This window comes from Halosegnis marinus (genome assembly GCF_029338355.1).
Classification (GTDB): Archaea; Halobacteriota; Halobacteria; order Halobacteriales; family Haloarculaceae; genus Halosegnis; species Halosegnis marinus.
In genome coordinates this window covers 1,934,393-1,958,573 of record NZ_CP119802.1, presented here as the reverse complement: position 1 = coordinate 1,958,573, position 24,181 = coordinate 1,934,393, and the positions used below count along the sequence as shown (strand labels likewise).

Sequence of the window (24,181 nt, the reverse complement as noted above, 5' to 3'; positions counted from 1 at the left end):
GACGGTGAACCGCCGCGTCCGGGCGCTGTGGGCCGCGAGCCGACCCTCCCAACTGCTCCTCATCGCCGCCGTCTACGCGCTCGGGGTCGCCGTCGCCCGCGGCATGGAGGCGACCGTCGCGCCGGCCGAGACCGCCGTCGGCCTGCTCGTCCTGCTCCCGGTCGCGGTCAGCGTCCACTACGCGAACGAGTACGCCGACCACGAGACGGACCGGCTCACCGACAGAACCCCCGTCTCCGGCGGGTCGGGCGCGCTCGAAGCCACCGGCCTCCCCCGCGAGTTCCTGCTCCGGGCGGGGGCCGTCGCGCTCGCGGCCGGGGTCGGCGCGGCGGCGGCCGGGTGGCTCGCGGGACCGCTCTCGCCCGTCGCGCTCGCGTTGCTCGTCGGCATCGCGGTGCTGGGCTGGCAGTACAGCGTCGGGCCGCTCTCGCTCTCGCGGCGCGGCCTCGGCGAACTCGACAACAGCCTGCTCGGCGGCCTCGTCCTCCCGCTGTACGGCGCGGCCGTCGTTGCCTCCCCGGACACGGCCGTCGCGCTCGCCGTCCTCCCGTTCGCGCTCGTCGTGTTCTGTAACCTCCTCGCGACGCAGTGGCCCGACCGGCGCGCGGACGCGGCCGTCGGGAAGGACACCCTCGCCGTGCGGCTCTCGGCGGCGGGCATCCGGCGGCTCTACCTCCTCGTCGCCCTGCTCGCCGCCGTGAGTCTGTTACTGCTCGCGGGCGGGGCCGTCCCGACGACGGTGGCGCTGGCGTCGCTGTCGGCCGCGCCGCTCCTGCTCTGGGGCGCGGCGACGTTCCCCGGCCGGCCGTTCCCGACGGTCGCGGCGATGGTGGTCCTCGCCGTCGCACAGACCGCGGCGTGGCTGTGGGTCGGCTAGCCCCAGTTCCCCGCGTCGAGCGACCAGTCGTACGCCCGGTAGCGGAGGCGCGGACTCGCGCCCGCGGGTATCGCGTCGAACTCCCGGAGCATGGCGAGTATCCCGTCGCGGCCGCCGAAGTCGCCGCGGAACCACAGCATGAGGCGCGGGACGCGCGCCACGTCGCCCTCGGCATCGTACTCGACCTCCGTGTCGAGGTACGAGGCGGTCGCGGCGTCGAGTTCGGCGTCGATGCCGTCGCGGGTGTACGCCGCGACGGGAGGACACGCGGCCGCGCCGCAGTTGAGCGCGAAGTGGACCCGCGGGTCGCGCTCGCGGACGCGGAAGGCCCGCTCGTACGCGCCGGCGACGGGGTTCGCGACGTAGCCGAGCGTCCACTTCGGGTGCGAGCGACGGAGCAGCCCGTGTTCCACGTCGTCGAGCGAGAGGTCCCGGCCCGCGACCGTCACTATCGGCGCGCCGAAGAAGGCGGAGCGCCCCTCGCTGTACGCCTCGGGACTGGCTGCCAGCACCGACTGGGCCGCGGCGTTGTACACGTTCGTCCACAGGGCGAGACGGGCATCGTCCGTGTCGAGCGCCGCGCGCAGGTCGCCGCGGGGCCAGTCGCGCAGGGCCGTCTCGTGTTCGCGACCCGTTCCGCCCCGGCGGACGGCCCGGAGCCAGTCGGCGGAGGCGGCGACGGGGTCGGCGGTCACGGCGGAGAGAAGGGGCCGACGCGGCTTCGGGGTTTCGGCGGGGGCGTGCCGGTTCGGTGGGTTTTCCTCGGGCCGCGGCGAAGCGCGGCCATGATAGGCTTCATCGGCGGGTCCGGCATCTACGACTCGCTCCCGCTGGAGGACACCGAGGAACACGACGTGACGACGCCGTACGGCGACCCGGCCGCGCCCGTGACCGTGGGCGCGATGCCCGACGGGACGGGGGTGGCCTTTCTCCCTCGCCACGGCCGCGACCACCAGTACTCCCCGACCACGGCGCCGTACCGCGCGAACATCTACGCGCTGAAGGAACTGGGCGTCGAGCGCGTGCTGGCGTCGAACGCCGTCGGGTCGCTCCGCGAGGACCTCCCGCCGCGCACGCTCGTCGTCCCCGACCAGATATTCGACCGCACCCGGAAGCGGGAGTACACGTTCTTCGACGAGGGCTGTGTCGTTCACATGCCCTTCGCGGAGCCGTACTGCCCGCACATGAAGTCGCACCTCGCCGAGAGCGCCCGCGAGGCCTCCGACGCCGAGGTCCACGAGGACGGCACTTACGTCTGCATCGAGGGGCCGCAGTACTCCACGAAGGCCGAGTCCGAGCACTTCCGCGCGTCGGGCTTCGAGATAATCGGGATGACGGCGATACCGGAGGCGAAGCTCGCCCGCGAGGCCGAACTCTGCTACGCGACCGTCGCCGGCGTCACCGACTACGACGTCTGGAAGGAGGAGAGCGAGGTCACCCTCCAGGAGGTGCTCGACAACGCCGCGGCCAACGAGGAGTTCATCAAGTCCACCGTTCGCCGGGCCGTCGAGAACATGCCCGAGGCCCGCGAGTGCGACTGCGGCCACGCCGTCGAGGGGAGCGTCAACACGCCGACGGAGGCCATCCCCGAGGACGTCCGCGAGCGCGTGGAGCTGCTCGTCGGCGACTACCTCTGAGGGCTACTGTTGCGGACGGCCGCCGTCGGCCGCGACCTCCGCCCCGTCGTTCACGGCCGCGGGGTCGCGCACCCACAGGTCGCCGAACAGGTCGTCCTGCTGGAGGCGGACCTGCCCGCGGTGGGCTAGGAAGAGGAGGCCGAGGAACGTGTCCACGCGGGAGCCGCCCGCGCCCTCTATCTCGGCGTACAGCACCTCGTCGCGGCCCTTGTCGTACTGCTGTTGGCACGCGAGGTACACGTCCGAGATGATGTCCTCCATGTGCTCGTCGTGGGCCGTCCCGAGCGCGTCCGCCTCGCGCGGCTCGTCGTCCATCCGGAAGTCGTCGCCGCCGTGGTACGAGAGCGTCTGCGTGCCGCGCGCGTAACCGCCGGGCGAGTCCGAGGTGTCGTAGCTGCGCGACTCCTTCCACACCGTCTCGCGCTCGCGCTCGCGGAGTTCCCGGACGAGTTCGTCCAGCGTCCGCGGCGTGCCGCGGGCGTGTTTGCGGTCGAGCCGTCGGTCCATCTCCCGTTCCAGCGCGGCGAACGGGTCCGGGTTCGACTCGTCCCACGCCTGCTCCGCCTCGAAGGGGTCCGGCTCCGGCTCCTCGTCGTCGAGCATCGCGTCCGACTTCATCCGGAGGAGGACCGAGGCGTAGAAGAGCGCCCGGCCGCCGGCCCGGAGGTCCGCCTCGTCCAGCCGGTCGAGGAAGACGTCCGTGACGCGGACGATGTCGATGTCCCACGGCTCTATCTCGCCGTCCTTCGCCAGCTGGACGAGCAGTTCGACCGGCTCGACCTCCTCGTCGTCGCTCGACACGTCGAACTCCGAGAGCACGTCGTCCGCCCCGTCGTCGCCCTCGCGCCGGCGCTTCTCGGCCTCGTGGCCCGCGATGTTGAGCGGGACGTCGTCGTCGCTCATCGCTCGCCCCCTCCGGTCGGCCGCTCGCGGGCGTCGCCCGCTCGCGCGTTCCGGGCCGGTCCCGCCGGTCGCGTCCCGCTAGTCATCCGCCGGCACCCCCTGTCCCGAGAGGTCGATGCCGGTCACCGCCGAGACGTTGTCGTCCAGCATCGTCACGCCGATGGCGCGCTCGGAGCGTTCGAGGAGCGCGGAGCGGTGCGAGACGACGATGAACTGCGCGTCGCCCGCGAGGTCGTCCACCATCTCGCCGACCATCTCGGCGTTGGCGGCGTCGAGGAAGGCGTCCACCTCGTCGAGCGCGTAGAACGGCGCGGGGTTGTACCGCTGGATGGCGAAGATGAAGGCGAGCGCGGTCAGCGACTTCTCCCCGCCGCTCATCGCGTCGAGCCGCTGGACCGGCTTGTCCCGCGGCTGGGCCTTCATCGTCATCCCGCCCTCGAAGGGGTCGTCGGGCTCTTCGAGGACGAGTTCGCCCGAGCCGTTCGACAGCCGCGCGAAGATGTCCTCGAACTCCTCGTTGATGCCCTCGTACGCCTCCATGAACGTCTCCTTCTTGCGCGCCTCGAACTCGTCGATGCGGTCGCGGATGCCGTCGGCCTCCTCCTGGAGCGTCTCGCGCTTGTCCGTGAGGTCCTCCAGGTCCGCGGCGACGTCGTCGTACTCGTCGATGGCGAGCATGTTGACGGGTTCGAGCTCCGCCATCCGGTTCTCCAGCTTCGTTATCTGGCCCTTCACGCTCGAGAGGTCCGGGATGTCGTCGGCGTCGTAGTCGCCGACCTGCGAGGCCAGTTCGTCCACCTCCCATTCGAGCCGGGAGACGGCGTCGCGGAGCTCGTCGAGTTCGCCCTCGACCTCGGCGACCGTCGCGCGCTGTTCGTCGCGGGCGTCCTTCGCCTCGCGCACCTGCTCGCGCAGGTCCTCGCGCTCGGATTTGAGCTCGGTCAGCTCCTCCTCCAGGTCCGCGACGGCCTCGTGTTTGGTTTCGAGGACGGCCTCCTTCTCCTCGATCTCGGCTTCGAGGTCGGCGACGGTCTCCTGTGCGTCCGCCTTCTTGTTCTGTGCCGACTCGATGGTGTCGTGGAGGTCCTCGATGGCGTCCTCGGCGTACTGCTTCTCGAGCCCGAGTTCGTTCAGGTCGGCGTCGAGGTCGTCCATCCGCGAGTCGAGGTCGGCGATCTCCTCGCGAACCGCCTCGGCGCGCTCGTTGAGTTCGCGCACCTCGGAGTCCTCCAGTTCCGCCTGTCGCTCCGCGACCTCGTCCTCCAGCGTCTCGATCTCCGACTGCTTCTCGCCGATGGCCGACTCGATCTCCTCCATCTCGGCCTGGGTCTCCTCGCGCTCCGACTCGATGTCGTCGAGGTCGGCTTCCAGGCTCGCGACCTCCTCGCGGATGCCGTCGAGCTCCGACTCCTTGCGCTCGATGGACGCCTCGATGTCGCGCACCTTGTCGGCGGCGTCGCTCTTCCGGTCGCGCGCGTCGTCCAGCCGCCCGTCCACGTCGCGCACGTCCTCGCGGATGGACGCGCGCTCGTCCTCCAGCGCCTGTATCTGTTCCGCGACGCGCTGGAGCTGTCCCTCGCCGCCCTTCTCGAAGGAGTAGCGCGACCCGGACGTGGAGCCGCCGGTCATCGCGCCGGACTTCTCCACGAGGTCGCCCTCCAGCGTGACGAGCCGGAAGTCGCCCATCAGGTCGCGGGCCGTCTGCATGTCCTCGACGACGAGCGTGTCGCCGAGCACGTACGAGAACACCTCGCTGTACTGCGGGTCGAAGTCCACGAGGTTGTACGCGAAGTCCACGACCCCGGGGAGCGAGGGCGTCGAGGGGAGCGAGCGCGCGTGCATCTCCGTCATCGGGAGGAACGTCGCCCGACCCGCGTTGCGCTGCTTGAGGTAGTCGATACACCGCTCGCCGACGGAGTCGTCGTCCACGACGACGTTCGCCATCCGGCCGCCCGCGGCCGTCTCGGCCGCCTCGGCGTACTCCGGCGAGACGGAGCCGAGCTGCGCGACCGCGCCGTGGACGCCGTCCAGCCCGCCGTTCAGCACGGTCGAGACCGCGCGGCCGAACGAGGAGTCGCCCGATTCTCCGGCGCGCGCCTCGATCTGGGCGTACTCCTGCTGTTTGGCCGCGATGTCGCTCTCCACGTCGTCGAGGTCGTCCTGTAGGGCCGTCTTCTCGGCCTTCAGGTCCTCGACGACCTCGGAGATGGTGTCGAGGTTCGCCTCGGCCTTCTCCAGTTCGGACTCGAGGTCGGACTTCTCGGCCTCGATGTCGGGTATCTGGGCCTTCGCGGTCTCTATCTGCTCCTCCTTCTCGCGCTTCTCCGTCGAACGGCGGCGCGCCTCGTCGAGGAGGCGGTCCTGCTCGCGCTGGAGCTCGTTCTTCTCGTCGCGGAGCGCGTCGAGCCGCTCGCGCCGCTCCTCGATGGCGTCGCGCAGGTCCTCGTACTCCGTGTCGAGGTCGGCGATCTCGGCCTCGATTCCGTCGAGTTCGTCGCGCTTCTCCTCCTTGTCGGCCTTCAGCGACGCCTTGCGGACCTTCCGCTCGCGGATGTCGCTCGCCAGTTCGTCCACCGTCTCCTGCTTGCGGTCTATCTGGACGAACGCCTGCGAGCGGGCGTTCTCGGCCTCCTCGATACGCTCCTTCTGCGCCTCGATGCGGTCCTCGAAGCGGCCGATCTCCCCCTTTATCTCCTCTATCTCGCGCTTGATCTCGAGCTGTTCGTCCTCGCCCTTCCGCTCGATCTCGTGGTTGAGGTCCGCGAGGTCCTCCTCCAGGCGCGTGACGCGGCCCTGCCGCTCGTCGAGCTCGCGCCGCAGGTCCGCGAGGTCCTCCTCGTGGGCCTCGATACTCGCGCGCTTCTCCGCGAGTTCCGCGCGCTTGTCCTCCAGTTCGGCGGCCTTCAGGTACCCCTCGTACTCCTCCTTGTCGTCGCGGAGCCGTTGGTACTTGAGCGCCGTCTCGCGTTCGTCCTCCAGTTGGGCGAGCCGCTCCTCCTTCTCCTCGATGCGGAGTTCCGCCTCGTCGACGCGCTCCTGGACGGTTTCGAGTTCGCCGAACGCGTCCTCCTTCTTGGCGTCGAACTCCGCGACGCCGGCTATCTCGTCGATGATGCCGCGGCGCGCGTACGGCGACATGGTGATTATCTCGGTCACGTCGCCCTGCATCACGACGTTGTACCCCTCCGGGGTGACGCCGGCCTGCGCGAGCAGGTCGCGGATGTCGGAGAGGTTCACCGAGCGGCCGTTGAGGTAGTAGTACGAGTAGTAGGTGTCCTCGTCGGTCTGCTTGACGCGGCGGCGGACGGTTATCTCCTCGACGTCGCCGACGTCCTCGGTGCCGGCGGCGGAGACGACCTGCTCGCGGGTGAGCGTGCGGTCCTCGTTGGCGAGGACGACCTCGACGGCGGCCTCGCGCTCGCCCGCGAACCCGTCCTCGTCGTCGTGGCCGGGGTCGTAGATGAGGTCCGTGAGCTTCTCGGCGCGGATGCCCGACGTGCGCGCGAGCCCCAGCGCGAACAGCACGGAGTCGATGATGTTCGACTTGCCCGAGCCGTTGGGCCCGCTGATGGTCGTGAAGTCCTCGTAGAAGGGGATACGCGTCTTCCGGCCGAAGCTCTTGAAGTCGTCCAGTACGAGCTCTTTGATGTGCATGGGGGCGCTCGTGGCGGCCCGGTTACGCGACGATGATGTCGTCGGTCCCGGCGCTCTCGTCGTCGGCTTCCTCCTCCTCGGCATTAGCTTCGTCGGCCGCCTCGTCGGGGGTCTCCTCCTGCGGGCTCGCGGGCTCGGGGGTCGCCTCGGCCCCGCTCAGCGACGAGCGCGCGTCGGCGCGGCTGCTCTTGCCCTCGATTATCTCGTCGAGCTCGGGGCCGAAGTGGTCCTCGATGAGCCGGAGCCGTTCCTTCGTCTCCACGAGCTCGTCCGTGAGCCCGGAGACCGTCGCGCGCAGTTCCTTCATCTGGGCCTCCAGCTCCTCCACCCGGTTGCCTGTCATGTCCCTACCGCCTGTCCCTACGGACTTAAACTTGCGTCAGACAATGACATGGCTCCTGATACGTTCGGCGGGGTCGGGTTCGTCTGGAGATGCTGAGACGACGCGCCGGACCCCAAGACCGATTGTCGCCCGCCCCGGCACGCCGGTCGTGACGGACGACACGCACGCACGCGAGGCGATGGCCGCGGACCTCCGACACCTCGTGGCCGAGGTCGAGGCGCTCCACCCGGAGCCGACGCGGGGTCGCGACGGCCGGGTCGCGCTCCACGCGGAACTCGAACGGGCCGTCCGGGACCTCCCGGACGAGGCGACGACGGAGGCGTTCTACCGCCGGGCCGCGCCGCTCGTCTCGGGGCTAGCGGACGCCCACTCGACGCTGTTCCCGCCGGAACACGGCGACGAGCGCGACCGGCTGCCGGTCTCGTTCCGCGCCGTCGGCGACCGCCTCTACGTGGACGCGGTTCCCGAGGACCGCGCCGACCTGCTCGGCGCGCACCTGCTCGCGGTCGGTGGCGTGCCGCTCGACACGCTGGCGGACCGGGTCGCGCGATTCCACGGGGTCGAGAACCCGAGCACGGCGCTGTTACGCCTCTCGCTGGCCGTCCGGACGCCGCGACCGCTCGCGCGACTGCTTGAGCGCGACGACCCGCCCGCGGAGGCCACGCTCCGGCTCTCGACGCCCGAGGGGGACCGCGAGGTCGCCGTTCCGTTCGGCGACCCCGGGCGCGACCTCGACGCGACCCTCGAAGAGTCGGTCCCCGCGCCCGAAGGAACGGGCCCCCGCGTCCGTCGGTACGCCGGCGACGCGGCGCTGTTCGTCCCCGGCGACCTGCAGGGGTACCGCGAGAGCCTGGAGGCGTTCGTGGCGAACGACGCCGGCAGCGCCGCCGGCCTCGCCGAGGCCGCCTACGGCCGCCACGTCGGCGGCGACCCGCCCGACGACCTCGACGCGACGGTGGCCGCGCTCCCGTCGATGGTCGGGGCGCTGACCGAGCTCGCGGACGCCGACCCGGAAAGAGTCGTCGTGGACCTGCGGGACAACCCCGGGGGAGACTCCCGGTTCGTGTCCGTGCTCGCCTACCTGCTGGACGGGCTGGCGGGCGTCGAGCGGATAGCCGGCGCGACCCGCGCGGCCAAACGGCGGACGGAGCGGCACCGCGAGCGCTACGGCGACCCGGACGACACGGTCGCGGAGCCGGCGGCGTACGACCTCTCCGACTACCTCGACGCGACGCGGGGCGACCGCGACGCGCTCGAAGCGCGGCTCCGGCGCTCGGGGACGTGTGCCGACCTGCTGGACGACGGGTCGTACGCGGGAGCGCTCGACCCCGACCGCCTCGTCGTCGCCGTCTCGGCGAGCACCATGTCGTCGGGGTTCGCAGGCGCGGCACAGCTCACCGCGTTCGGCGCGGACGTGGTCGGCGTCCCCTCCGGACAGGCACCCGTGAGCTTCGGCGAGCCGGTGGGTATCGAACTGCCGAACACCGGCCTCGCGGGGCGCGTCGGCTGCGCGCTGTACCACTGGGTGCCCGAGCCGGACGGCCGGACGCTCACTCCCGACGCCGAACTCACACCCGAGCGGTTCGAGGGCTACGACCGGGCCGCGGACGCCGGCCTGCGGCTCGCGTTCGACCACGCGGGCGTCACCGACGGGGAGCCGCCGAGGCCCGTCGCGGACGGCGGGTGAGCGGTCCGTTACGCTAAAGCGTGCGGCCGCGGAACCGTGTCCAATGACCGCACAGACCGCCGAGCGGGACCTCTCGGCCGTCATCGGGCTGGAGGTCCACGTCCAGCTGGAGACGGCGACGAAGATCTTCTGCGGCTGTTCGACCGACGCCGACGACGGCGACGGCCCCAACACGCGCACCTGCCCGACCTGTCTCGGCCTCCCCGGCGCGCTCCCCGTGCTCAACGAGGGCGCGGTCGAGGCCGCCGTGAAGGTGGGGAAGGCCATCGACGCCGACATCCCCGAGGAGACCCGCTTCCACCGGAAGAACTACTACTACCCCGACCTGCCGAAGGACTTCCAGATAACGCAGTACGACGCGCCCGTCTGTGCCGACGGCGAGCTCTCCTTCCGCGTCGAGGGCGAGGAGCGCACCGTCGCCATCGAGCGCGCCCACCTGGAGGAGGACCCCGGGAGCCTCCAGCACAAGGGCGGCTCCATAGACACGGCCGACTACACGCTCGTGGACTACAACCGCGCGGGGACGCCGCTGATGGAGATCGTCACCGCGCCCGACTTCCGCGGGGCGGGCGAGGTCCGCGCGTTCCTCGCGAAACTGGAGGAGGTGCTCGAGTACCTCGGCGTCTTCGACTCGACGCGCGACGGCTCGCTCCGCATCGACGCGAACCTCTCCATCGTCCCCGGCGACGAGATAGCCGACGACGGCACCATCGCGACCGAGACGCTCGAAGCCGCGAACCGCACCGAGGTGAAGAACATCTCCTCGCACAAGGGGGCCGAGAAGGCACTGGCCTACGAGGAGACGCGCCAGAAGAACGCCGTCCGCCGCGGCCGCGAGGTCGAACAGGAGACGCGCCACTGGGACGAGTCGCGCGGCATCACGGTGTCGATGCGCTCGAAGGAGGAGGAGAAGGACTACCGCTACTTCCGCGAGGCCGACCTGCCCCCGCTCCGGGTCTCCGACTGGAAGGACCGCATCGCCATCCCGGAACTGCCGGACGCGCGCCGCCGCCGCTTCCGCGAGCAGTACGGCCTCTCCGGCGAGGCCGCCTCGAAGCTCACCTCCACGAAGCAGGTAGCGGACTTCTTCGAGGACGTGGCCGAGCAGTTCGACCCCGACCTCGCGGCGACGTGGGTCGCGGACAACCTCCTCGGGGAGCTGAACTACCGCGACATGGCCGTAACGGACGTGAGCGGCCGGCTGAACGAGTTCACGCGGCTCGTCGAACTCGTCGCCGACGACGAGATAACGACGAAGAACGCCGAGGAGGTCGTCCTCCGCCGGATGCTCGACGACGGCCTCGCGCCCGACGAGGTGGTCGAGGCGGAGGGGCTCGGGAAGACGGACGACGACGCGGTGCTCGCTGCGGTCCGCGAGGTCATCGAGGAGAACCCCGAGGCGGTCGCCGACTACGAGGCCGGCGACGACGGGGCCGTGAACTTCCTCGTCGGGCAGGTGATGGGGAAGACGGGCGGCTCCGCCGACCCCGGCACCGTCAACGAACTGCTCCGCGAGGAGCTCCCGTAGCTACTCGGGCGCGTCGAGCGTCAGGCCGAGGTCGATACCGCCCTCCCGCGCGTCGGCGTCGTATCGGAGCAGGACCGCGAGCAGCGCGACCGCCACCAGTTCCAGCGTGACGGAGACGATGCCGAGCAGAGTGCGCGCGGAGCCGCCCTCGCTCGCCGCCGCGCCGACCGTCGCGGCGAGCGGCGCGACGTAGTGCGAGTAGAGCGTGTCGAGCAGGCCGCCGTGCGTGTGGGCCGTCGCCTCGGGCGCGCCCCCCGACAGCGCGAACCCGTGGTCGAGGACGGTGTGCCACGCGACCCACCCGCCGAGGTAGACGAGCATCGCGGCGATGCCGAGCTGGTAGGCGGTGCGGCGCTCGACGTACCCGCGCCCCGCTGCGACCATCCCGCCGAGGAGCGCGAGCGACGAGAGCAGGAACAGCGGCGCGCGCGGCCGTTCGAGGACGCGCCCGCCGAGGTAGTCGCCGAGCAGACCGTTCGCGGCGAGGCTCCCGAGCTGTTCGGAGCCGACGGCGAAGTGGACGACCGCGACCGCGCCGACGACCTGCACCGCGGCGAACTGGAGGGCGCGGACGGTCCGCTCGTTCATACACGCGCTCAGGGACGCGACGTGAAGAGCGGCGCGGTCCGGCCCCGACCTCGCGCGCGGTCGGGGCGCACCGTCGCGCGGGCGACCGGCGGTGTCGCCATTCCCGGCAGTAATGTCCGCCGCCACCCGCCCGCCGCGTGGTAATAATAATGCCCCGTGGTTATCGGGCGACGGTACCCGATTTATCACGATTATGGATGGGTACTTGTGTCCGGAGCGGCCACCTACGGACATGGCCACCAGAAACCGCCCCCGCGTCGGTATCGACCACCTGACCGTCGTTCCGACGAACTTCGAGCCGGACGACGACGAGCCGGCGGAGGCGCCCGCGGCGGTCCACGAGCCGGACGACGACGAGCGCGACTGATTCCGGTATCGCCGACGACCGGCCGCCCTCGGGGCGAAAAGAAGCTTCTTGTAACTGTAACGAGGAGGGCGGGGTATGGGATTGTTCGACCGGCTGCGCGGGAACGAGGGCCCGCGAGTCGCCTTCTTCGGTATCGACGGCGTCCCGTACAGCCTCATCGCCGACAACCCCGACCGGTTCCCCAACCTCACCGCGATAGCGAACGACGGGGCCGGCGGGGCCATCGACTCCATCGTGCCGCCGGAGTCGTCGGCGTGTTGGCCCTCGCTCACGACGGGCGTCAACCCCGGCTCGACGGGCGTGTACGGCTTCCAGGACCGCGAGAACGGGAGCTACGACACCTACGTGCCGATGGGCCGCGACGTGCAGGCGACCCGGGTCTGGGACCGCGTGAGCAACGAGGGGCGCGACGCGACAGTGATGAACGTCCCCGTCACGTTCCCGCCCCAGCGCGACGTCCAGCGGATGGTATCGGGCTTCCTCTCGCCCGGCGTCGAGAAGGCGGCGTACCCGGACGACCTGCGCGACCACCTCCGGGAGTCGGGCTACCGCATCGACATGAACGCGAAGCTCGGCCACCAGGCCGACAAGTCGGAGTTCATCGAGGACGCCTACGAGACGCTCGAGAAGCGGTACGAGGCTTTCTCGCACTACGTCGAGCAGAACGACTGGGACCTCTTCTTCGGCGTCTTCATGACGACCGACCGGGTGAACCACTTCCTGTTCGGCGACTACGAGAACGACGGCGAGTACAAGGAGGCGTTCCTGGAGATATACGAGCAGGTGGACGCGTACCTCGGGAAGCTCCGCGAACAGCTCCCCGACGACGTGACGATGGTCGTCGCGAGCGACCACGGCTTCACGACCCAGGAGTACGAGGTCCACCTCAACGCGTGGCTGGAGGAGGAGGGCTGGCTGGAGTACGAGACGGACGACCACGACGCCCTGACCGACATCTCCGAGGACGCGCGCGCCTACTCGCTCATCCCCGGCCGCGTCTACCTGAACCTGGAGGGCCGCGAACCCCGCGGCTCCGTCCCGCAGGACGAGTACGACGCGGTGCGCGCCGAACTGAAGGAAGCCATCGAGGGGCTGGAGGGCCCGACGGGCGAGCCGGTCGCCCAGCGCGTCGTCACCAAGGAGGACGCCTTCCGCGGCCCCCACGACGACATCGCGCCGGACCTCGTCGTCATCCCGACGCACGGCTACGACCTGAAGGCCGGCTTCAAGGGCCACAACGAGGTGTTCGACACCGGCCCGCGCAACGGGATGCACTCGTTCGAGAACGCCTCCCTGTTCGTCGACGACGACCGCGCGCGCATCGAGGACACCGACCTGTTCGACATCGCGCCGACCCTGATGGACCTGATGGAGATCGAGACGGACCGCGGCGAGTTCGACGGCGCGTCGCTCATCTGACCCCCGGGGGCCGACGGTTTTCGCCGCGTGCGCTCGTACCCAAAAATACTATAGTGTATAGTCTAAGCCGCGAACGTCGGGTCACACCCGACAACGTGGTGCCCTCGACCCGAGTCGCGGGGGGCTTTCCCCCCGACGGCTCCGGCGGACGATGCTTCTGGCGGTTCGATACCCGAGAAACGGCCACCGTGTGCGCGGCGTCCGCGACGCCACACACCGTACGGCCGCGCGGCGCCGGGACGCGTCACACGGTACCCTCGACCGGCCGGCCCGACGCAGTGTAGATACGGCGAGGAGACGGATAAAACGCCGCGTCGCTACAGCAGGCCGTCGAGGTCGTCGCTGACGAGCGATTCCGTGGCGTCCGCGCGCTCGACCTCCTCCGCGGCCGCGCCGGCCCGCTCGAAGAACTCCCGCACCCGCGGCGACCGCTCCACGCCGCCCAGCAGGACGAGCGCGGCGAGGCGGTCGGAGTCGAGCGGCATGTCGCCGCCGCGCACCTGCATCGTCCCCGTCTCCTCGCCGAGCCACGACCGGGCCGACTCGACGCCCTTCCGGCTGATGCGGTCGGGGTCGCCCGCGACGACGAGGAGGGCGCTCGACGCCTCCGTCGCGTCCGGCAGGCTCGTCCCCGTCAGGAGGGCGTTGCGCGCCACCGAGGTGACGGCGTTGAGGTTCTCCGCGGCGTCCTCGCTCGACGCCGCCGACGCGTAGCCGATGGCCGCGAGCGACCCCTCGCGGAGCGTGTTGATGACCTCCGAGGAGTCTACGACGGACTCGGCGGCCACGTCGCGGCCCTCGTACTCGCCGGCGGCGAGCAGCAGACCGACCCGCTGTGCGATGCGGTCGTTCACCGCCGCGAACCCCTCGTCCATCGACTCGCCCGCGGCGCGCCACGCGTCGTTGTCGACCAGAATCACCGAGTCGGCCTCCCGGGCGAGCGTCTTCAGCGAGCGGCCCGCGTTCTTCTGATACAGCGCGCCCTCGTTCCGGCCGGGGAGGACGCCGAGCGCGTAGACGGGGATGTCGTACACCTCGGAGAGTTCCCGCGCGAGCACGGGCGCGCCGCCCGACCCGGTGCCGCCGCCGAGCCCCGCGACGAGCAGTATCGCGTCGCACTCGGAGGTGACCCGGCCCGAGAGGGCCTCCATCACCTCCGTCGCGTCGGCGTCCATCACGCGCGCGCCGAGTTCGTTGTCGCCGCCGACGCCGTGGCCGTTCACCTGCGCCTCGCCGACGAGCAGGGTGTCGATGTGGAGGGGTTGGAGGTCCGCGCGGGCGGTGTTGACGGCCAGCGTGCCGGTCACCGACGACCGCGCGAGGTCGTGTGACGCCAGGGATTCGGCCAGTTTGCCGCCGGCCTGCCCGACGCCGATTAGGGCGACCTTCATGCGGGGTGATGTGTCGGCTCGGGTATTCAGTGTTGTCCCGGATCCGGTCGAAGGGGCTCAGCCCCGCCGGAACGGCCGGCTCCCGGCCGCGAACAGCCCGGCCGCGGCGAGCAGTTGTGCGGCCGCGAACCCGGTCGCACGCCCCGGCCGGGCCGGCCGCGCGCGGTCGGCGACGAGTATCCCGAAGCCGTTCTCCGTCACGACCACCTGCCCGTTCACCCCGAGCCGCTCGCGCGTCGTGACCGGCCCGTCCTCGACCGCCCGTTCGGCCGCGCGCGGAAGCTCGTCGGGGTCGGCGGCGACCGCCGCGACCGCCTCGCGCGTCGCCACCCGTTCGAGCGTCAGCCGGGCGGTCCGCGTCCCGTTCTCCTCGACGAGGGTCCGGGTGCGCTCGTAGATACCGCTCGGGTGGAGCGCGAACCGCGGGGCCGGCTCCTCGACGTAGACGGACTCCGGCGACTCGACCGTGACCGTCACGGTGTCGTTCGCGCTCCGGTCGAGCAGCCACCGCTCCGTCTCGCACAGCCGCGTGTGTGCGGAGTCGTACAGGCAGTCGAGGCCGACCACGTCGTCGGGCACGGTATCCACGGGCGAGCCCCCGCCGAACCCGATGCCGCCCTCGGTCTCCACGGCCAACGTGTCGTACCGGTACACCGGCTCGCCGACGGCGAACGCGCCGACGACGGTCGCGTTGAGCACGAGCGCGAGTCCGGCGACGAGCGCGAGCGCCCCCAGCAGCCGTCGCGTCCGTTCGTCACCGCTCGGCGGGGAGGGCATCGTCGGCCCGTGAACGAGACCGGACATGGGTTTTGGGGCCGCGAGGGTTCAAGTGCGGTGACGCGCCCACGACCCGCGTGACCCTCGAAGACCGCCTCGACGCCGTCGAGCGGACCATCACCGACGACGACCGCGGCCCGGCCGACCTCTCGAACGCCGCGGCGGTCGAGCGCCGCCTCGACGCCCTCGCCGAGCGGCTGGACGCGATGGAGGACCGGCTCGCCGACGCCGAGGGGGACGTGGCCACCGTGCGCGGTCACGTCGGGAACGCGGAGCGAATCGACCGCGAGACGGCGCAGGTCGCCCAGCGCGCGCTCGCCGTCGCCCGCGAGACCGAGGCACGACTGGACGAGGAGACGCCCCGCCCCCGCGAGCGGTCGGTCCCGGTCGAGTCCGAGGGGGAACCGAGCCTCGGGGAGCGGCTGCGCGACCTGTGGTAGTCCGGGTCGTCCTCGCCGTCCTGCTCGCGGCCGCGCTCGTCGGGTACGCCCTCCCGGCGGTCGAGGACGCGCGGGCGGGGAGGGCTGACGGCCTCGCGCGCGACGAACTGACCGACCTCCGCGAGCGGGTCGCCCGCTTCGCCGAGCGGAACGACCCCGCGCCGCCCGGGACGGCGGGCGCGAGCCTCGTGGTCGTCGTTCGCGTGCCCCGGGAGACGGACCTCGGCATGGGCGTCGGCCCGCGCGGCGAGTCCCTCGCGTGGGAGCGCGACGGACGGAACCGCGTCGAGACGGACCTGTCGTTCGACGGGCCGCTGTGGCTCCGCGAGCCCGGCCGCCACCGGCTGCGGCTCTCGCTGGTCGCCCGCGACGGCGAGGATCTGCTCCTGGTCCGTAGGTTCAAGTCCGGAAACGGGACCACGACGCCCAGTGTTCGGACTCCGCTCGACCGCAGACTGCCGGTGTGAACCCCGATTCGACGGAGACGCGCTCCGCCTCGACGCGACCGACTGCCCCGGTTCGGGACGACTGGCCGCGGCCCCGGACTGCCGCGCGACGGCCGTCGCCGCGCTCCGGGACCGCGACGCCGAAAGCGTCCACAGCCGCGCGGACGGCCTCGAACGCGCCTACGAGGACGGCGCGGCCGCCCTGCTCGTGGCGGCCGGGCGCTTCGCCGAGGCCGTCGCCTTCTACGACGAGGCGCTCGCCGCGCGGACGGAGCGCGACCCCCTCGACGCGGCCCGGGTCGCGACCGGGCGGGCGGGAGCCGTCGCGCGGCTCGCGGCCGTGACGGGACTGGCGGAGGCCGCGACCGGGGGCGACTACGACGCCCTGCTCCGGCCGCGCGTCGCCCCGACCGTCGGCGAGGAGCGCGTGGTCGCCCGGCCGCCGCCGGACGCCCGGCTGGCCGACCGCTACGACCTCGACACGGGGGCGACCGTCCGCCTGTACGAGCGCGGCGACGACCCGCTCCCGACGTATCACCTCACGCCGGTCGAACTGACGCTCGACACCGACGCGACGGCCACCCTCGCGGCCGCCGCCGACCACCTCGCCGCGAACGCGCTCGCCGGGGAGCGGGCGGCCGGGAGGGCCGTCCGCGCCGTCGCCGACCCGGACGACCCCGTGGAGACGCTGACCGCCGTCCTCGACAAGCACACCCGGGGGCTGGGTGTCCTCGACGACGTCTTCGCCGACCCAGCCGTCTCCGACGCCTACGCCTCGGCGCCGGTCGGCGACGGCCCCCTCCGGCTGGAACGCGCTGACGTGGCCGTCCGGTCGAACCTCCACCTCACGCCCGCGGGCGCGGCGGCCCTCGCCTCCCGCTTCCGCCGTGAGAGCGGTCGCGCGTTCTCGCGGGCCGACTCGACGCTCGACGCCGCGGTCGCGTCCGGCGACCGCGAGCTCCGGGTCGCCGGCGTCACCGACCCCGTGAGCGACGGCCACGGGTTCGCGTTCCGCGCCCACGACGGCGACCCGTTCCGCCTCGCGGACCTCGTGGCGAACGGTACCCTCACCCCGGCCGTCGCCGGCCTGCTTTCCGTCGCGGTCGAGCGCGGCGCGGCGGTACTGCTCGCGGGCGGTCGCGGCGTCGGCAAGACGACGACGCTCGGCGCGCTCCTGTTCGAGCTCGCGGCCGGGACCCGGACGGTCGTCGTGGAGGACACCCCGGAGCTCCCCGTCGACGCGCTCCGGGCCGCCGGCCGCGACTGCCAGCGGCTCCGGGTCGCCCGCGACGGCGACGGGGTCGGCCCGACCGAGGCGCTCCGGGCCGCGCTCCGCCTCGGCGAGGGGGCGCTCGTCGTCGGCGAGGTCCGGGGGGCCGAGGCCGAGGCGCTCTACGAGGCGATGCGCGTCGGCGCGGGCGGCGCGACGCTCGGGACGGTCCACGGGGACGGCCCCGAGGCCGTCCGCGAGCGGGTCGTCGCCGACCTCGGCGTCGCGCCGTCGGCGTTCGCCGACACGGACCTCGTCGTCACGCTCGACCGGAGCGACGCGGAGAGGGGCGTCGCCGGCGTCCACGAGGTCGTCGGCCGCGAGGAGCCGTCGTTCGCCCCGCTGTTCGAGCGCGACGGCGACGGCCTCGCGGCGACCGGCCGCATCGAACGCGGCAACAGCGCGACGGTCGCGACGCTCGCCGCGCCCGGCGAGCAGTACGCCGACGTGCGCCGCGCCCTCGACGCCCGACGGGAGGCGTTCGCGTGAGCCTCCTCGGCGCGCTCGCACGGCTCGCACCGGCCGAACCCGAGCCGACTGCCGACCTCGCGGTCGCGCTCCGGCTGCTCGGTCGGTCGGACACCGCGACCTACCGTCGCGCGGCGGACGGGCTGGCGGTCACGGTCGGCGGCGTGGGTCTGCTCGCGACCGCGCTCGCGCCGACCCGTCTCCGGCCCGCCGTGCTCCTCGTCGCCGTCGCCCTTGCTCTCGGCGGGCGCGAGGTCGCGCTCCGCGGACCGAAACTCGCGGCGGGCGCACTCCGACGGCGCGCGCTCGGCACCGCGCCGTGGCTCGTCTGCCGGGCCGCGATGCGGCTCCGCGTGACGCCGACCCGGGAGGCCGCGGCCGCCTTCGCCGCTCGTGACCCCGCGGGACCGCTCGACCGGGGGCTCGCGGCGTCCGTTCGGCGGGCACGGGGCACCGGGGACGCGGGCTTCGGCGACTTCCTCGACCGGTGGGGCGACCGCTTCCCGCCCCTGCGGCGGGGGCTTCGGCTCCTCGAAAGCGCCGCCGAGGCGCCGGCGGACGAGCGCGACCGGGGCATCGACCGCGCGCTCGACGCGGTGTTGGCCGGGGTACGCGAGCGGGCGGCGGGGGACGCGGCGGCGCTGCGCGGCCCGGTGACCGCGGTGTACGCGTTCGGCGTCCTCCTGCCGTTGGCGTTCGTCGCGGCCCTCCCCGCGACCCGTGTCGCCGGACTGCCGGTGTCGGTTCCGGTCGTCGTGGCCGTCTACGACCTCGCGCTCCCGCTGGGCCTGCTCGTCGCGTCGGCCTGGCTGGTGGCGAACCGTCCCGTCGCGTTCCCGGCGACGCCGGTCCCGCGCGACCACCCGGACGTGCCCGACGCCCCGTGGGGGGCCCTCGCCGCGGGCGTCGCGGTCGCGGCCTGCGCGTGGGTCGTCGCCCCGCGACTGCTCCCGGCGTGGACGCCGCCGGTGGCCGCGGCCGGGTTCGGCGTCGGCACCGCGCTCGTGTTCCGGTTCCGTCCGTACCGCGAGGTACGCGCAGAGGTGCGCGCCGTCGAGGAGGGACTGCCGGACGCGCTGTACGCCGTCGGCCGCCGGGTCGCGGACGGCGACCCGGTCGAGACGGCGCTCGTCGCCGCGGGCGCGGAGTCGGACACGCCCGCCGCGGCCCTGCTCGCGGAGGCGGCCGACCGCGGTTCGGCACTCGGTGTCGGCGTTCGCGACTCGCTGCTCGGCGAACACGGGGCCGTCGGCGACCTCCCGAGCCGCCGGGTCGCGGACGCGGCGCGCCTGTTCGCCGACGCGGCGCGTGAGGGCCGGCCGGCGGGCCCCGCACTCGTCGCCGCGGGCGAACACCTCGCCGACCTCGCGCGCGTCGAGCGGGAGGCCCGCCGCTCGGTGCGCCACGCGACGGGGACGATAGGCAACACCGCGGCCGTGTTCGGTCCGCTCGTCGGCGGCGTCACCGTCGCGCTGGCCGGTCGAGTCGGCGGAAGCGAGTTCGGCGAGGCGCTCCCACAGGGCCCGCTCGCGGTCGCGGTCGGCGGCTACGTCCTCCTCCTCGCCGTCCTGCTCACGGCGCTCGCGACCGGCCTGGAGCGCGGCTTCGACCGCGCGCTCGTCGGCTACCGGGTCGGACTGGCGCTGCTCGCGGCGACGGCGACCTACCTCGCGGCCGTCGTCGCCGGGGGGCTGGTCGCCTGAGCTTTTTGTACCGGAGCGCGGCCACCGCCCCCGTGTTCGACGCACCAATCGACGGTTGGTACGCGTGGCTCGGCGCGAGCCTCGTCGCCGCGGGCGCGCTCGGGGTCGCTGCCGGCCTCCCGACCGCCCCGCCGCCGGACGCCGCGGGCGCGGCTCGGACGGTCGACTCGCTCGCCGCGAGCGCGTACGCGGGCAGCGAAACGGCATCGCTCGACCGGGCCGACCGGATACGGCTCACGCCCCGCGGCGTCTCGCTCCGCGGGCCGGACGGCACGGCACACGCGGACTTCGAGTACGGACCCGTCACGCCCGTCCGCGACGACGGCCCGCTCGCGGCGGTGCTCGCCGGCGAGCCGCCCGGTGACGTGTTCGCCGACCCGACCGAGTTCGCCGTGGTCGCACACGGCGCTCGAACCGGCGACCCCGGGTGGCGAGCCGCGCCCGACCGGCTCCGCGTCCGCCGCGTCACGTGGGGAGGTGTCGATGTCACGCTCGTCGGATAGGGCGCAGGCCGAGCCGCTGGCGGCGCTCGTCGCCGTCGCGGCGGTCTGTCTCGCGCTCTCGGCGTACGCCGGCGTCGTCGACGACGTGCTACCGCGGGAGGGGCCGAGTCCGGAAGCGCGACTCGACGCGGTCGCGGACGACCTCGCGCCGGCCGGCGTCGTCCCGCCCGCTCGGGTTGATTCGATTCCGCTCCCGGAGGGAACGAACGTCTCGCTCGCCGTCGGGAACCGCTCGTGGACGCGGGGACCGACCCCGCCACGGGTCGCGGCGAGCGCCCGACGCCGCGTGCCCGTTCGCGTCGGGCCCGGCCGCGTCGTCCCCGGGCGACTCCGGGTGAGCGTCTGGTGAGCCGCGGCGTCAGTACCGTGCTCGACGCGGCGCTGTTTCTGTTGCTCGTCTCGGCCGCGGCGACGACGCTCGCGGCGCCACACGGAACGCCGCCCGCGCCGGACGCGGAGCCGTCCGCGACGGTCGTCTCGCGGGTGTCGGTCTCGGTGAACTACTCGCTCGCGCCCGGCGCGGCCGGGGCACCGGAGCGGTTCCCCCGCGTCGGGGAGACGTTCGACCGGCACGCACACGGTCGGCTCGCGGGCCTGCTCGCGCGCGGCGCGGTGCGGAACACGACCGTCGGCGGGACCGAACTCGCCCGGACGAGCGACGGGTACGAGCGTGCCGTCGCCGCGGCCGTCGCGAACGCCACCGGGACGCGGACACGGGTCCTGACGGTGTGGCAGCCGTACGAGGGCGCCGACGTCGGGGGACGCCTCGCTGCCGGCCCGGAGCCGCCGCGGGACGCGTCCGTGGCGAGTCGGGTGCTGCGGGTCGAGACGGCCGCGGGTGGGGCCAGGGCACGCGCGCTCGCCGCCGCGAACCGCTCGGGCTACGCCGGCGTCGCCCGGGTCCTCGCGAACGCGACGACCCGGGTGCTGTTCCCCCGCGAGGGGATGACGAACGCGCTGGCCGCGGACTACCCGACCGACCGGCTCGCCGCGCGCCGCTACGCGCGGGCCGACCGACTGTTCGGCGCGGACACCACGGCGGCAATCGAGCGCGGGGACGCCGCGGCGGCGAACGAACGGCTCCGGCGCGCGCTCCGTGAGGGGTACGAACGACGAGTACGGGCGGCGTTCGACTCCCCGGCCGCGGCCGCGCGTGCCGTCCGCGCCGGCGAGGTCCGGATCGTCGTCCGGCGGTGGTCGGCGTGAACGAGCGCGCGCGCGTCCCGTTCGCCCTCGTCGGCGTCCTCCTGCTCGCCGGGAGCGCGACGATGTCCGGCGCGCTCGGGGGCGTGACGGTGACGGAGCCGGACACCGAGGCCGCGCTGGAGGAGGCCCGCGTCGCGCTCGGCGGCGACCTCCGCGACGCGACGCGGACGGCGGCCCGCGAGGCCGCGGCGAACCCGGTCGTCGCGACCGCGAACACGACGCTCGGGCGGGCGCTCGCCGCGACCGGCGACCCGTTCCGCGCGTCGCTCGAACTGCGGGCCTACCTCGCGCTCCGCGACCGGCTGGACCGGACGACGGCACAGGGGGTCCGCGCCGCCCCGTCGCTCCCCCGACTCTCGACGGCCGCCGACCTCCGGGCCGTGCTGGCACGGACGAGCGTGGAAGCGGTAGACGAGGCGGACGCCCTCCGCGTGACCGTCGAGAACGTCACGCTCGTCGCGACCCGCGACGGCCGAACGGTCGAACGCGTGCGCGTCTCGCCGACGGTCGAGGTCGCCTCGTCCGTGCTCGCGCTCCACGAGCGGACGGTTCGGTTCGACCGACGGCTCGACGCCGACGCGACCGCACCGGGGCTGGCGCGCCGCGCGACCGCCCGCCTCTACGCGATGGCGTGGACTCGCGGGGTAGCACAGTACGGCGGCGCGCCGATCGCCAACGTCGTCGGCAACCGCCACGTCGCGGTGGCGACGAACGGGGCGCTGCTCGCCGAACAGCGCGCGGTCTTCGGCACGGCCGACGACGCCGCGGTCCGGGCGACCCGAACCGCCGCGACCCGGGCGGCGGGCGCGGACCTGCTCGCCGGCGCGGGCGCCTCGGGCGCGGAGTCGACCGCCCTGATTCGGGCCGCGGACGGCGCGGTCCCCGGCTCGACGCTCGACCCGACGAGAGCCGCCGACACGCCGGCGGTCGGCCCGGAGGACACCCTCGCGGTCGGCGTGAACGCGACCGCCGACCGGGCGTTCCGCAGGTTCGTCGACGGGGGCCTCGCGGCCGCGATAGCCGCGACCTACCGCGTCCGGGCTGAGCGACGCGTGGCCGTGACGACCCTCGGGACGACGCGGACGGGGCGCGCCGCGCCCGACGGCGAGAACTGGACGTTCGTCGCCCGGAACGTGACGACCGGGCTGTCGGTGGCGAGCGCGAACGCGACGGACATCGGAGCCGCGTCCCCCCGACACGTCGTCTCCTCGGCGGCCCGCGAGGTGACAAAGCGCCGGACCGTCGTCCGGCGCTGGCGACGCGGGAACCGAACCGCCCGCACCACCGAGGTCGTGACGACCCGCGAACGGGTCCGCGTCGCCGTCGTCGGTCGCCACGACGGCGGCCCGGCACCCGTCCGGGAGATCGAGCCCGTTCACGAGCGCGGCGGCGTCCTCGACGGCCCGAACCTCGGCGCCGTCGGCGAGCGCGCCACGGACCGACTCGTAGCGGAGCGCGGCGGTACCGACGCCGTCGCTCGCCGCGCGGTCGCCGGGACGCTCGGGCCGAACCGGACGACGCTGTCCGGCGAACCGCCGGACGAGCTACGGGCGTGGGTGTACCGCGACCTCGTCGGCCTGCGCGAGCGCGTCCGAAACGTCTCCGTCGCGGTCGAGCGCGGCGCGGTCGGGACCTACGACGCGAACCCGGCGGCCGCACTCGCCGCGGCGGTCCGCGAGCGGCGCGCGGCGCTGCTCGACGCGCCGCCGACCTACGACGGCGTGGCGGACCGCGCCCGCGTCGCCGCGCGGGCCGCGTACCTCGACGCGGTGCTGTCCGCGCTCGACCGCCGTGCCGACCGCCGGCGGGACGCGGGCGACCGTTTCGCGTCGGTGCTCGCCGACCACGGACTCTCCCGGGACCGGCTCGGGGCACTGCTCGACGCCCGAGGGGAAGTGAGTTCGGGGGCGAACGGAACGGTGTCGGGCGAGCGGGTCGCCGTCGAGGGCGCCCCGGCGTATCTCTCGTTGTCGCGGGTCGACCGCGCGGCGACGGACGCGCGTGGGAACGGCTCGACCGTCCCGCTCGCGGCCCGGAACACGAACCTGTTCACGGTTCCCTACGGCGACGTCGCGGACAGCGTCGTCGGGGAACTGTTCGGCGAGCGGCGCGTCCGCCTGCGGTCGGCGGCACGGGCGCTCCGGGGCGCCGAGGGAGTGGCCGCCGAGACGGACGACGAGCGGGCGAGCGCGCGGCGCGAGCGGATCCGCGACGCCGTCCGCGCGGCCGTCGACCGCCGACGGGAGGCGCTGCGACACCGGCTCGCCGAGGCGGGGGTCGGGAGCAGTTCCGATGACCGGCGCGCCGTCGTCGCCGCCGGACTCGACCGCTGGACGACCCCGGCGACCCGCGCGCTCGCGCTGGCGAACGGCTCGGCTGCGGCTGCCGTCGCCGGTGTCGCGGCCGAACGGTACCCCGAGACGGTCGCCGAAACCGAGGCGCGGGACCGGCTCCGGCTCGCCCTCCGTGCCGCGGCGACGAGCGGTGACGGGGTTCCCCAGTCCGCGGTGAACGCCGGCGTGACGGCGACACGCCGGCTCGCGACGGAGGCGGCGACGCGGGCCGCCGCGCGGGCCGCGAACCGAACCGCGACCGTGGCGACGGAGCGGGTCGAACGGCGCCTCGGACGCTCGCTGGCCCGCGTCCCGTCGGGGCTCCCCGTCACCCCGCTGCCGAGCCAGTGGTACGCGACCACGAACGTCTGGACCGTCGAGGCGCGCGGCGCGTACGACCGCTTCGTCGTGCGGTCGCGCGAGGGTTTCCCCGGCCGGACGCTCGCGTACGTCCGCGACGGGGGCGCGGTCGGCATCGACTGGGACGGGGACGGGGACGCGGAGCACGCGGGCCGCGCGAGCGAGGTCGACCTCTCGGTCGAGACGGCCGTCGTGGTCGTCGTGCCGCCCGGCGGACAGGGCGTCGGCGACACGGACGGGAACGCCGACGAGCGCTCTGCCGGCTGGTGAAAGGCGTTTGT

General features: G+C 73.6%; 21 protein-coding genes. 14 read left to right on the top strand and 7 right to left on the bottom strand.

Features of this window, described 5'->3' with window-relative positions:
• Positions 1-4 precede the first annotated feature (4 nt).
• Positions 5-877, top strand: coding sequence for a prenyltransferase (locus P2T37_RS10875; protein WP_276233959.1), 873 nt, complete (start codon positions 5-7; stop codon positions 875-877).
• On the opposite strand, the gene P2T37_RS10870 is transcribed toward P2T37_RS10875, so the two are convergent.
• Positions 874-1,572 carry a DUF547 domain-containing protein gene (locus tag P2T37_RS10870; protein WP_276233958.1) on the bottom strand — a complete coding sequence of 233 codons (699 nt, stop codon included), beginning with the start codon at positions 1,570-1,572 and terminating at the stop codon, positions 874-876. The genes P2T37_RS10875 and P2T37_RS10870 overlap by 4 nt on opposite strands.
• Positions 1,573-1,662: 90 nt before the next feature.
• Here P2T37_RS10870 and mtnP point away from each other — a divergent pair, with 90 nt between their 5' ends.
• Complete coding sequence (mtnP, locus tag P2T37_RS10865; RefSeq protein WP_276233957.1) at positions 1,663-2,514, top strand: S-methyl-5'-thioadenosine phosphorylase; 852 nt, start codon at positions 1,663-1,665, stop codon at positions 2,512-2,514.
• Positions 2,515-2,517: 3 nt separating this feature from the next.
• Here the strand turns inward: mtnP and P2T37_RS10860 are convergent, their stop codons facing one another.
• From P2T37_RS10860 to P2T37_RS10850, 3 genes are all read right to left on the bottom strand, one after another.
• Positions 2,518-3,417, bottom strand: a complete 900-nt coding sequence (locus tag P2T37_RS10860; protein ID WP_276233956.1) for a segregation and condensation protein A — start codon at positions 3,415-3,417, stop codon at positions 2,518-2,520.
• 78 nt (positions 3,418-3,495) lie between these two features.
• The gene (smc, locus tag P2T37_RS10855; protein ID WP_276233955.1) at positions 3,496-7,071 is read right to left on the bottom strand and encodes a chromosome segregation protein SMC; all 3,576 of its coding nucleotides are present in this window, start codon (positions 7,069-7,071) and stop codon (positions 3,496-3,498) included.
• Between the two features lie 22 nt (positions 7,072-7,093).
• The gene (locus tag P2T37_RS10850) at positions 7,094-7,414 is read right to left on the bottom strand and encodes a DUF7518 family protein (RefSeq protein WP_276233954.1); all 321 of its coding nucleotides are present in this window, start codon (positions 7,412-7,414) and stop codon (positions 7,094-7,096) included.
• A gap of 148 nt (positions 7,415-7,562) precedes the next feature.
• Here P2T37_RS10850 and P2T37_RS10845 point away from each other — a divergent pair, with 148 nt between their 5' ends.
• Entirely contained in the window at positions 7,563-9,101 is a 1,539-nt protein-coding gene (locus P2T37_RS10845; RefSeq protein WP_276233953.1) for a S41 family peptidase, read from the top strand.
• Positions 9,102-9,144: 43 nt separating this feature from the next.
• A complete protein-coding gene (gene gatB, locus P2T37_RS10840) occupies positions 9,145-10,629 on the top strand; it encodes an Asp-tRNA(Asn)/Glu-tRNA(Gln) amidotransferase subunit GatB (protein ID WP_276233952.1) in 1,485 nt (494 codons plus the stop codon).
• Here gatB and P2T37_RS10835 read toward each other — a convergent pair whose 3' ends face one another.
• A complete protein-coding gene (locus P2T37_RS10835) occupies positions 10,630-11,217 on the bottom strand; it encodes a hypothetical protein (protein WP_276233951.1) in 588 nt (195 codons plus the stop codon).
• Between the two features lie 232 nt (positions 11,218-11,449).
• On the opposite strand from P2T37_RS10835, the gene P2T37_RS10830 reads away from it, so the two are divergent.
• Positions 11,450-11,584: a hypothetical protein gene (locus P2T37_RS10830; protein WP_276233950.1), complete on the top strand. Its 135-nt coding sequence runs from the start codon at positions 11,450-11,452 to the stop codon at positions 11,582-11,584.
• 75 nt (positions 11,585-11,659) lie between these two features.
• Complete coding sequence (locus P2T37_RS10825; RefSeq protein WP_276233949.1) at positions 11,660-13,003, top strand: alkaline phosphatase family protein; 1,344 nt, start codon at positions 11,660-11,662, stop codon at positions 13,001-13,003.
• A 317-nt stretch (positions 13,004-13,320) separates the two neighbouring features.
• Here P2T37_RS10825 and P2T37_RS10820 read toward each other — a convergent pair whose 3' ends face one another.
• Entirely contained in the window at positions 13,321-14,394 is a 1,074-nt protein-coding gene (locus P2T37_RS10820; protein ID WP_276233948.1) for a tubulin/FtsZ family protein, read from the bottom strand.
• A gap of 57 nt (positions 14,395-14,451) precedes the next feature.
• The gene (locus P2T37_RS10815; protein WP_276233947.1) at positions 14,452-15,171 is read right to left on the bottom strand and encodes a hypothetical protein; all 720 of its coding nucleotides are present in this window, start codon (positions 15,169-15,171) and stop codon (positions 14,452-14,454) included.
• Positions 15,172-15,248: 77 nt separating this feature from the next.
• On the opposite strand from P2T37_RS10815, the gene P2T37_RS10810 reads away from it, so the two are divergent.
• Genes P2T37_RS10810 through P2T37_RS10775 form a run of 8 tightly spaced genes read left to right on the top strand, consistent with a single transcriptional unit; the run spans position 15,249 to position 24,170 of the window.
• Entirely contained in the window at positions 15,249-15,611 is a 363-nt protein-coding gene (locus P2T37_RS10810; protein ID WP_276233946.1) for a DUF7310 family coiled-coil domain-containing protein, read from the top strand.
• Positions 15,605-16,078 carry a DUF7311 family protein gene (locus P2T37_RS10805; protein ID WP_276233945.1) on the top strand — a complete coding sequence of 158 codons (474 nt, stop codon included), beginning with the start codon at positions 15,605-15,607 and terminating at the stop codon, positions 16,076-16,078. Before P2T37_RS10810 ends, P2T37_RS10805 begins: the two co-directional genes overlap by 7 nt.
• Positions 16,041-17,816: an ATPase, T2SS/T4P/T4SS family gene (locus P2T37_RS10800; protein WP_276233944.1), complete on the top strand. Its 1,776-nt coding sequence runs from the start codon at positions 16,041-16,043 to the stop codon at positions 17,814-17,816. Before P2T37_RS10805 ends, P2T37_RS10800 begins: the two co-directional genes overlap by 38 nt.
• Positions 17,813-19,498, top strand: a complete 1,686-nt coding sequence (locus P2T37_RS10795) for a type II secretion system protein (RefSeq protein WP_276233943.1) — start codon at positions 17,813-17,815, stop codon at positions 19,496-19,498. The genes P2T37_RS10800 and P2T37_RS10795 overlap by 4 nt, the downstream gene beginning before the upstream one ends.
• A gap of 32 nt (positions 19,499-19,530) precedes the next feature.
• Positions 19,531-20,001 carry a DUF7283 family protein gene (locus P2T37_RS10790; RefSeq protein ID WP_276233942.1) on the top strand — a complete coding sequence of 157 codons (471 nt, stop codon included), beginning with the start codon at positions 19,531-19,533 and terminating at the stop codon, positions 19,999-20,001.
• The gene (locus P2T37_RS10785) at positions 19,982-20,350 is read left to right on the top strand and encodes a DUF7285 family protein (protein WP_276233941.1); all 369 of its coding nucleotides are present in this window, start codon (positions 19,982-19,984) and stop codon (positions 20,348-20,350) included. Before P2T37_RS10790 ends, P2T37_RS10785 begins: the two co-directional genes overlap by 20 nt.
• Entirely contained in the window at positions 20,347-21,207 is an 861-nt protein-coding gene (locus P2T37_RS10780) for a DUF7284 family protein (protein ID WP_276233940.1), read from the top strand. The genes P2T37_RS10785 and P2T37_RS10780 overlap by 4 nt, the downstream gene beginning before the upstream one ends.
• Complete coding sequence (locus tag P2T37_RS10775; RefSeq protein WP_276233939.1) at positions 21,204-24,170, top strand: DUF7286 family protein; 2,967 nt, start codon at positions 21,204-21,206, stop codon at positions 24,168-24,170. Before P2T37_RS10780 ends, P2T37_RS10775 begins: the two co-directional genes overlap by 4 nt.
• The last annotated feature ends 11 nt before the right edge of the window (positions 24,171-24,181 follow it).

Bases quoted from the DNA above. Each gene is read 5' to 3' on its own strand.
- mtnP (WP_276233957.1), top strand. From the start codon at position 1,663: ATGATAGGCTTCATCGGCGGGTCCGGCATCTACGACTCGCTCCCGCTG.
- P2T37_RS10860 (WP_276233956.1), bottom strand. From the start codon at position 3,417: ATGAGCGACGACGACGTCCCGCTCAACATCGCGGGCCACGAGGCCGAG.
- smc (WP_276233955.1), bottom strand. From the start codon at position 7,071: ATGCACATCAAAGAGCTCGTACTGGACGACTTCAAGAGCTTCGGCCGG.
- P2T37_RS10850 (WP_276233954.1), bottom strand. From the start codon at position 7,414: ATGACAGGCAACCGGGTGGAGGAGCTGGAGGCCCAGATGAAGGAACTG.
- gatB (WP_276233952.1), top strand. From the start codon at position 9,145: ATGACCGCACAGACCGCCGAGCGGGACCTCTCGGCCGTCATCGGGCTG.
- P2T37_RS10835 (WP_276233951.1), bottom strand. From the start codon at position 11,217: ATGAACGAGCGGACCGTCCGCGCCCTCCAGTTCGCCGCGGTGCAGGTC.
- P2T37_RS10830 (WP_276233950.1), top strand. From the start codon at position 11,450: ATGGCCACCAGAAACCGCCCCCGCGTCGGTATCGACCACCTGACCGTC.
- P2T37_RS10825 (WP_276233949.1), top strand. From the start codon at position 11,660: ATGGGATTGTTCGACCGGCTGCGCGGGAACGAGGGCCCGCGAGTCGCC.
- P2T37_RS10820 (WP_276233948.1), bottom strand. From the start codon at position 14,394: ATGAAGGTCGCCCTAATCGGCGTCGGGCAGGCCGGCGGCAAACTGGCC.
- P2T37_RS10815 (WP_276233947.1), bottom strand. From the start codon at position 15,171: ATGCCCTCCCCGCCGAGCGGTGACGAACGGACGCGACGGCTGCTGGGG.
- P2T37_RS10785 (WP_276233941.1), top strand. From the start codon at position 19,982: ATGTCACGCTCGTCGGATAGGGCGCAGGCCGAGCCGCTGGCGGCGCTC.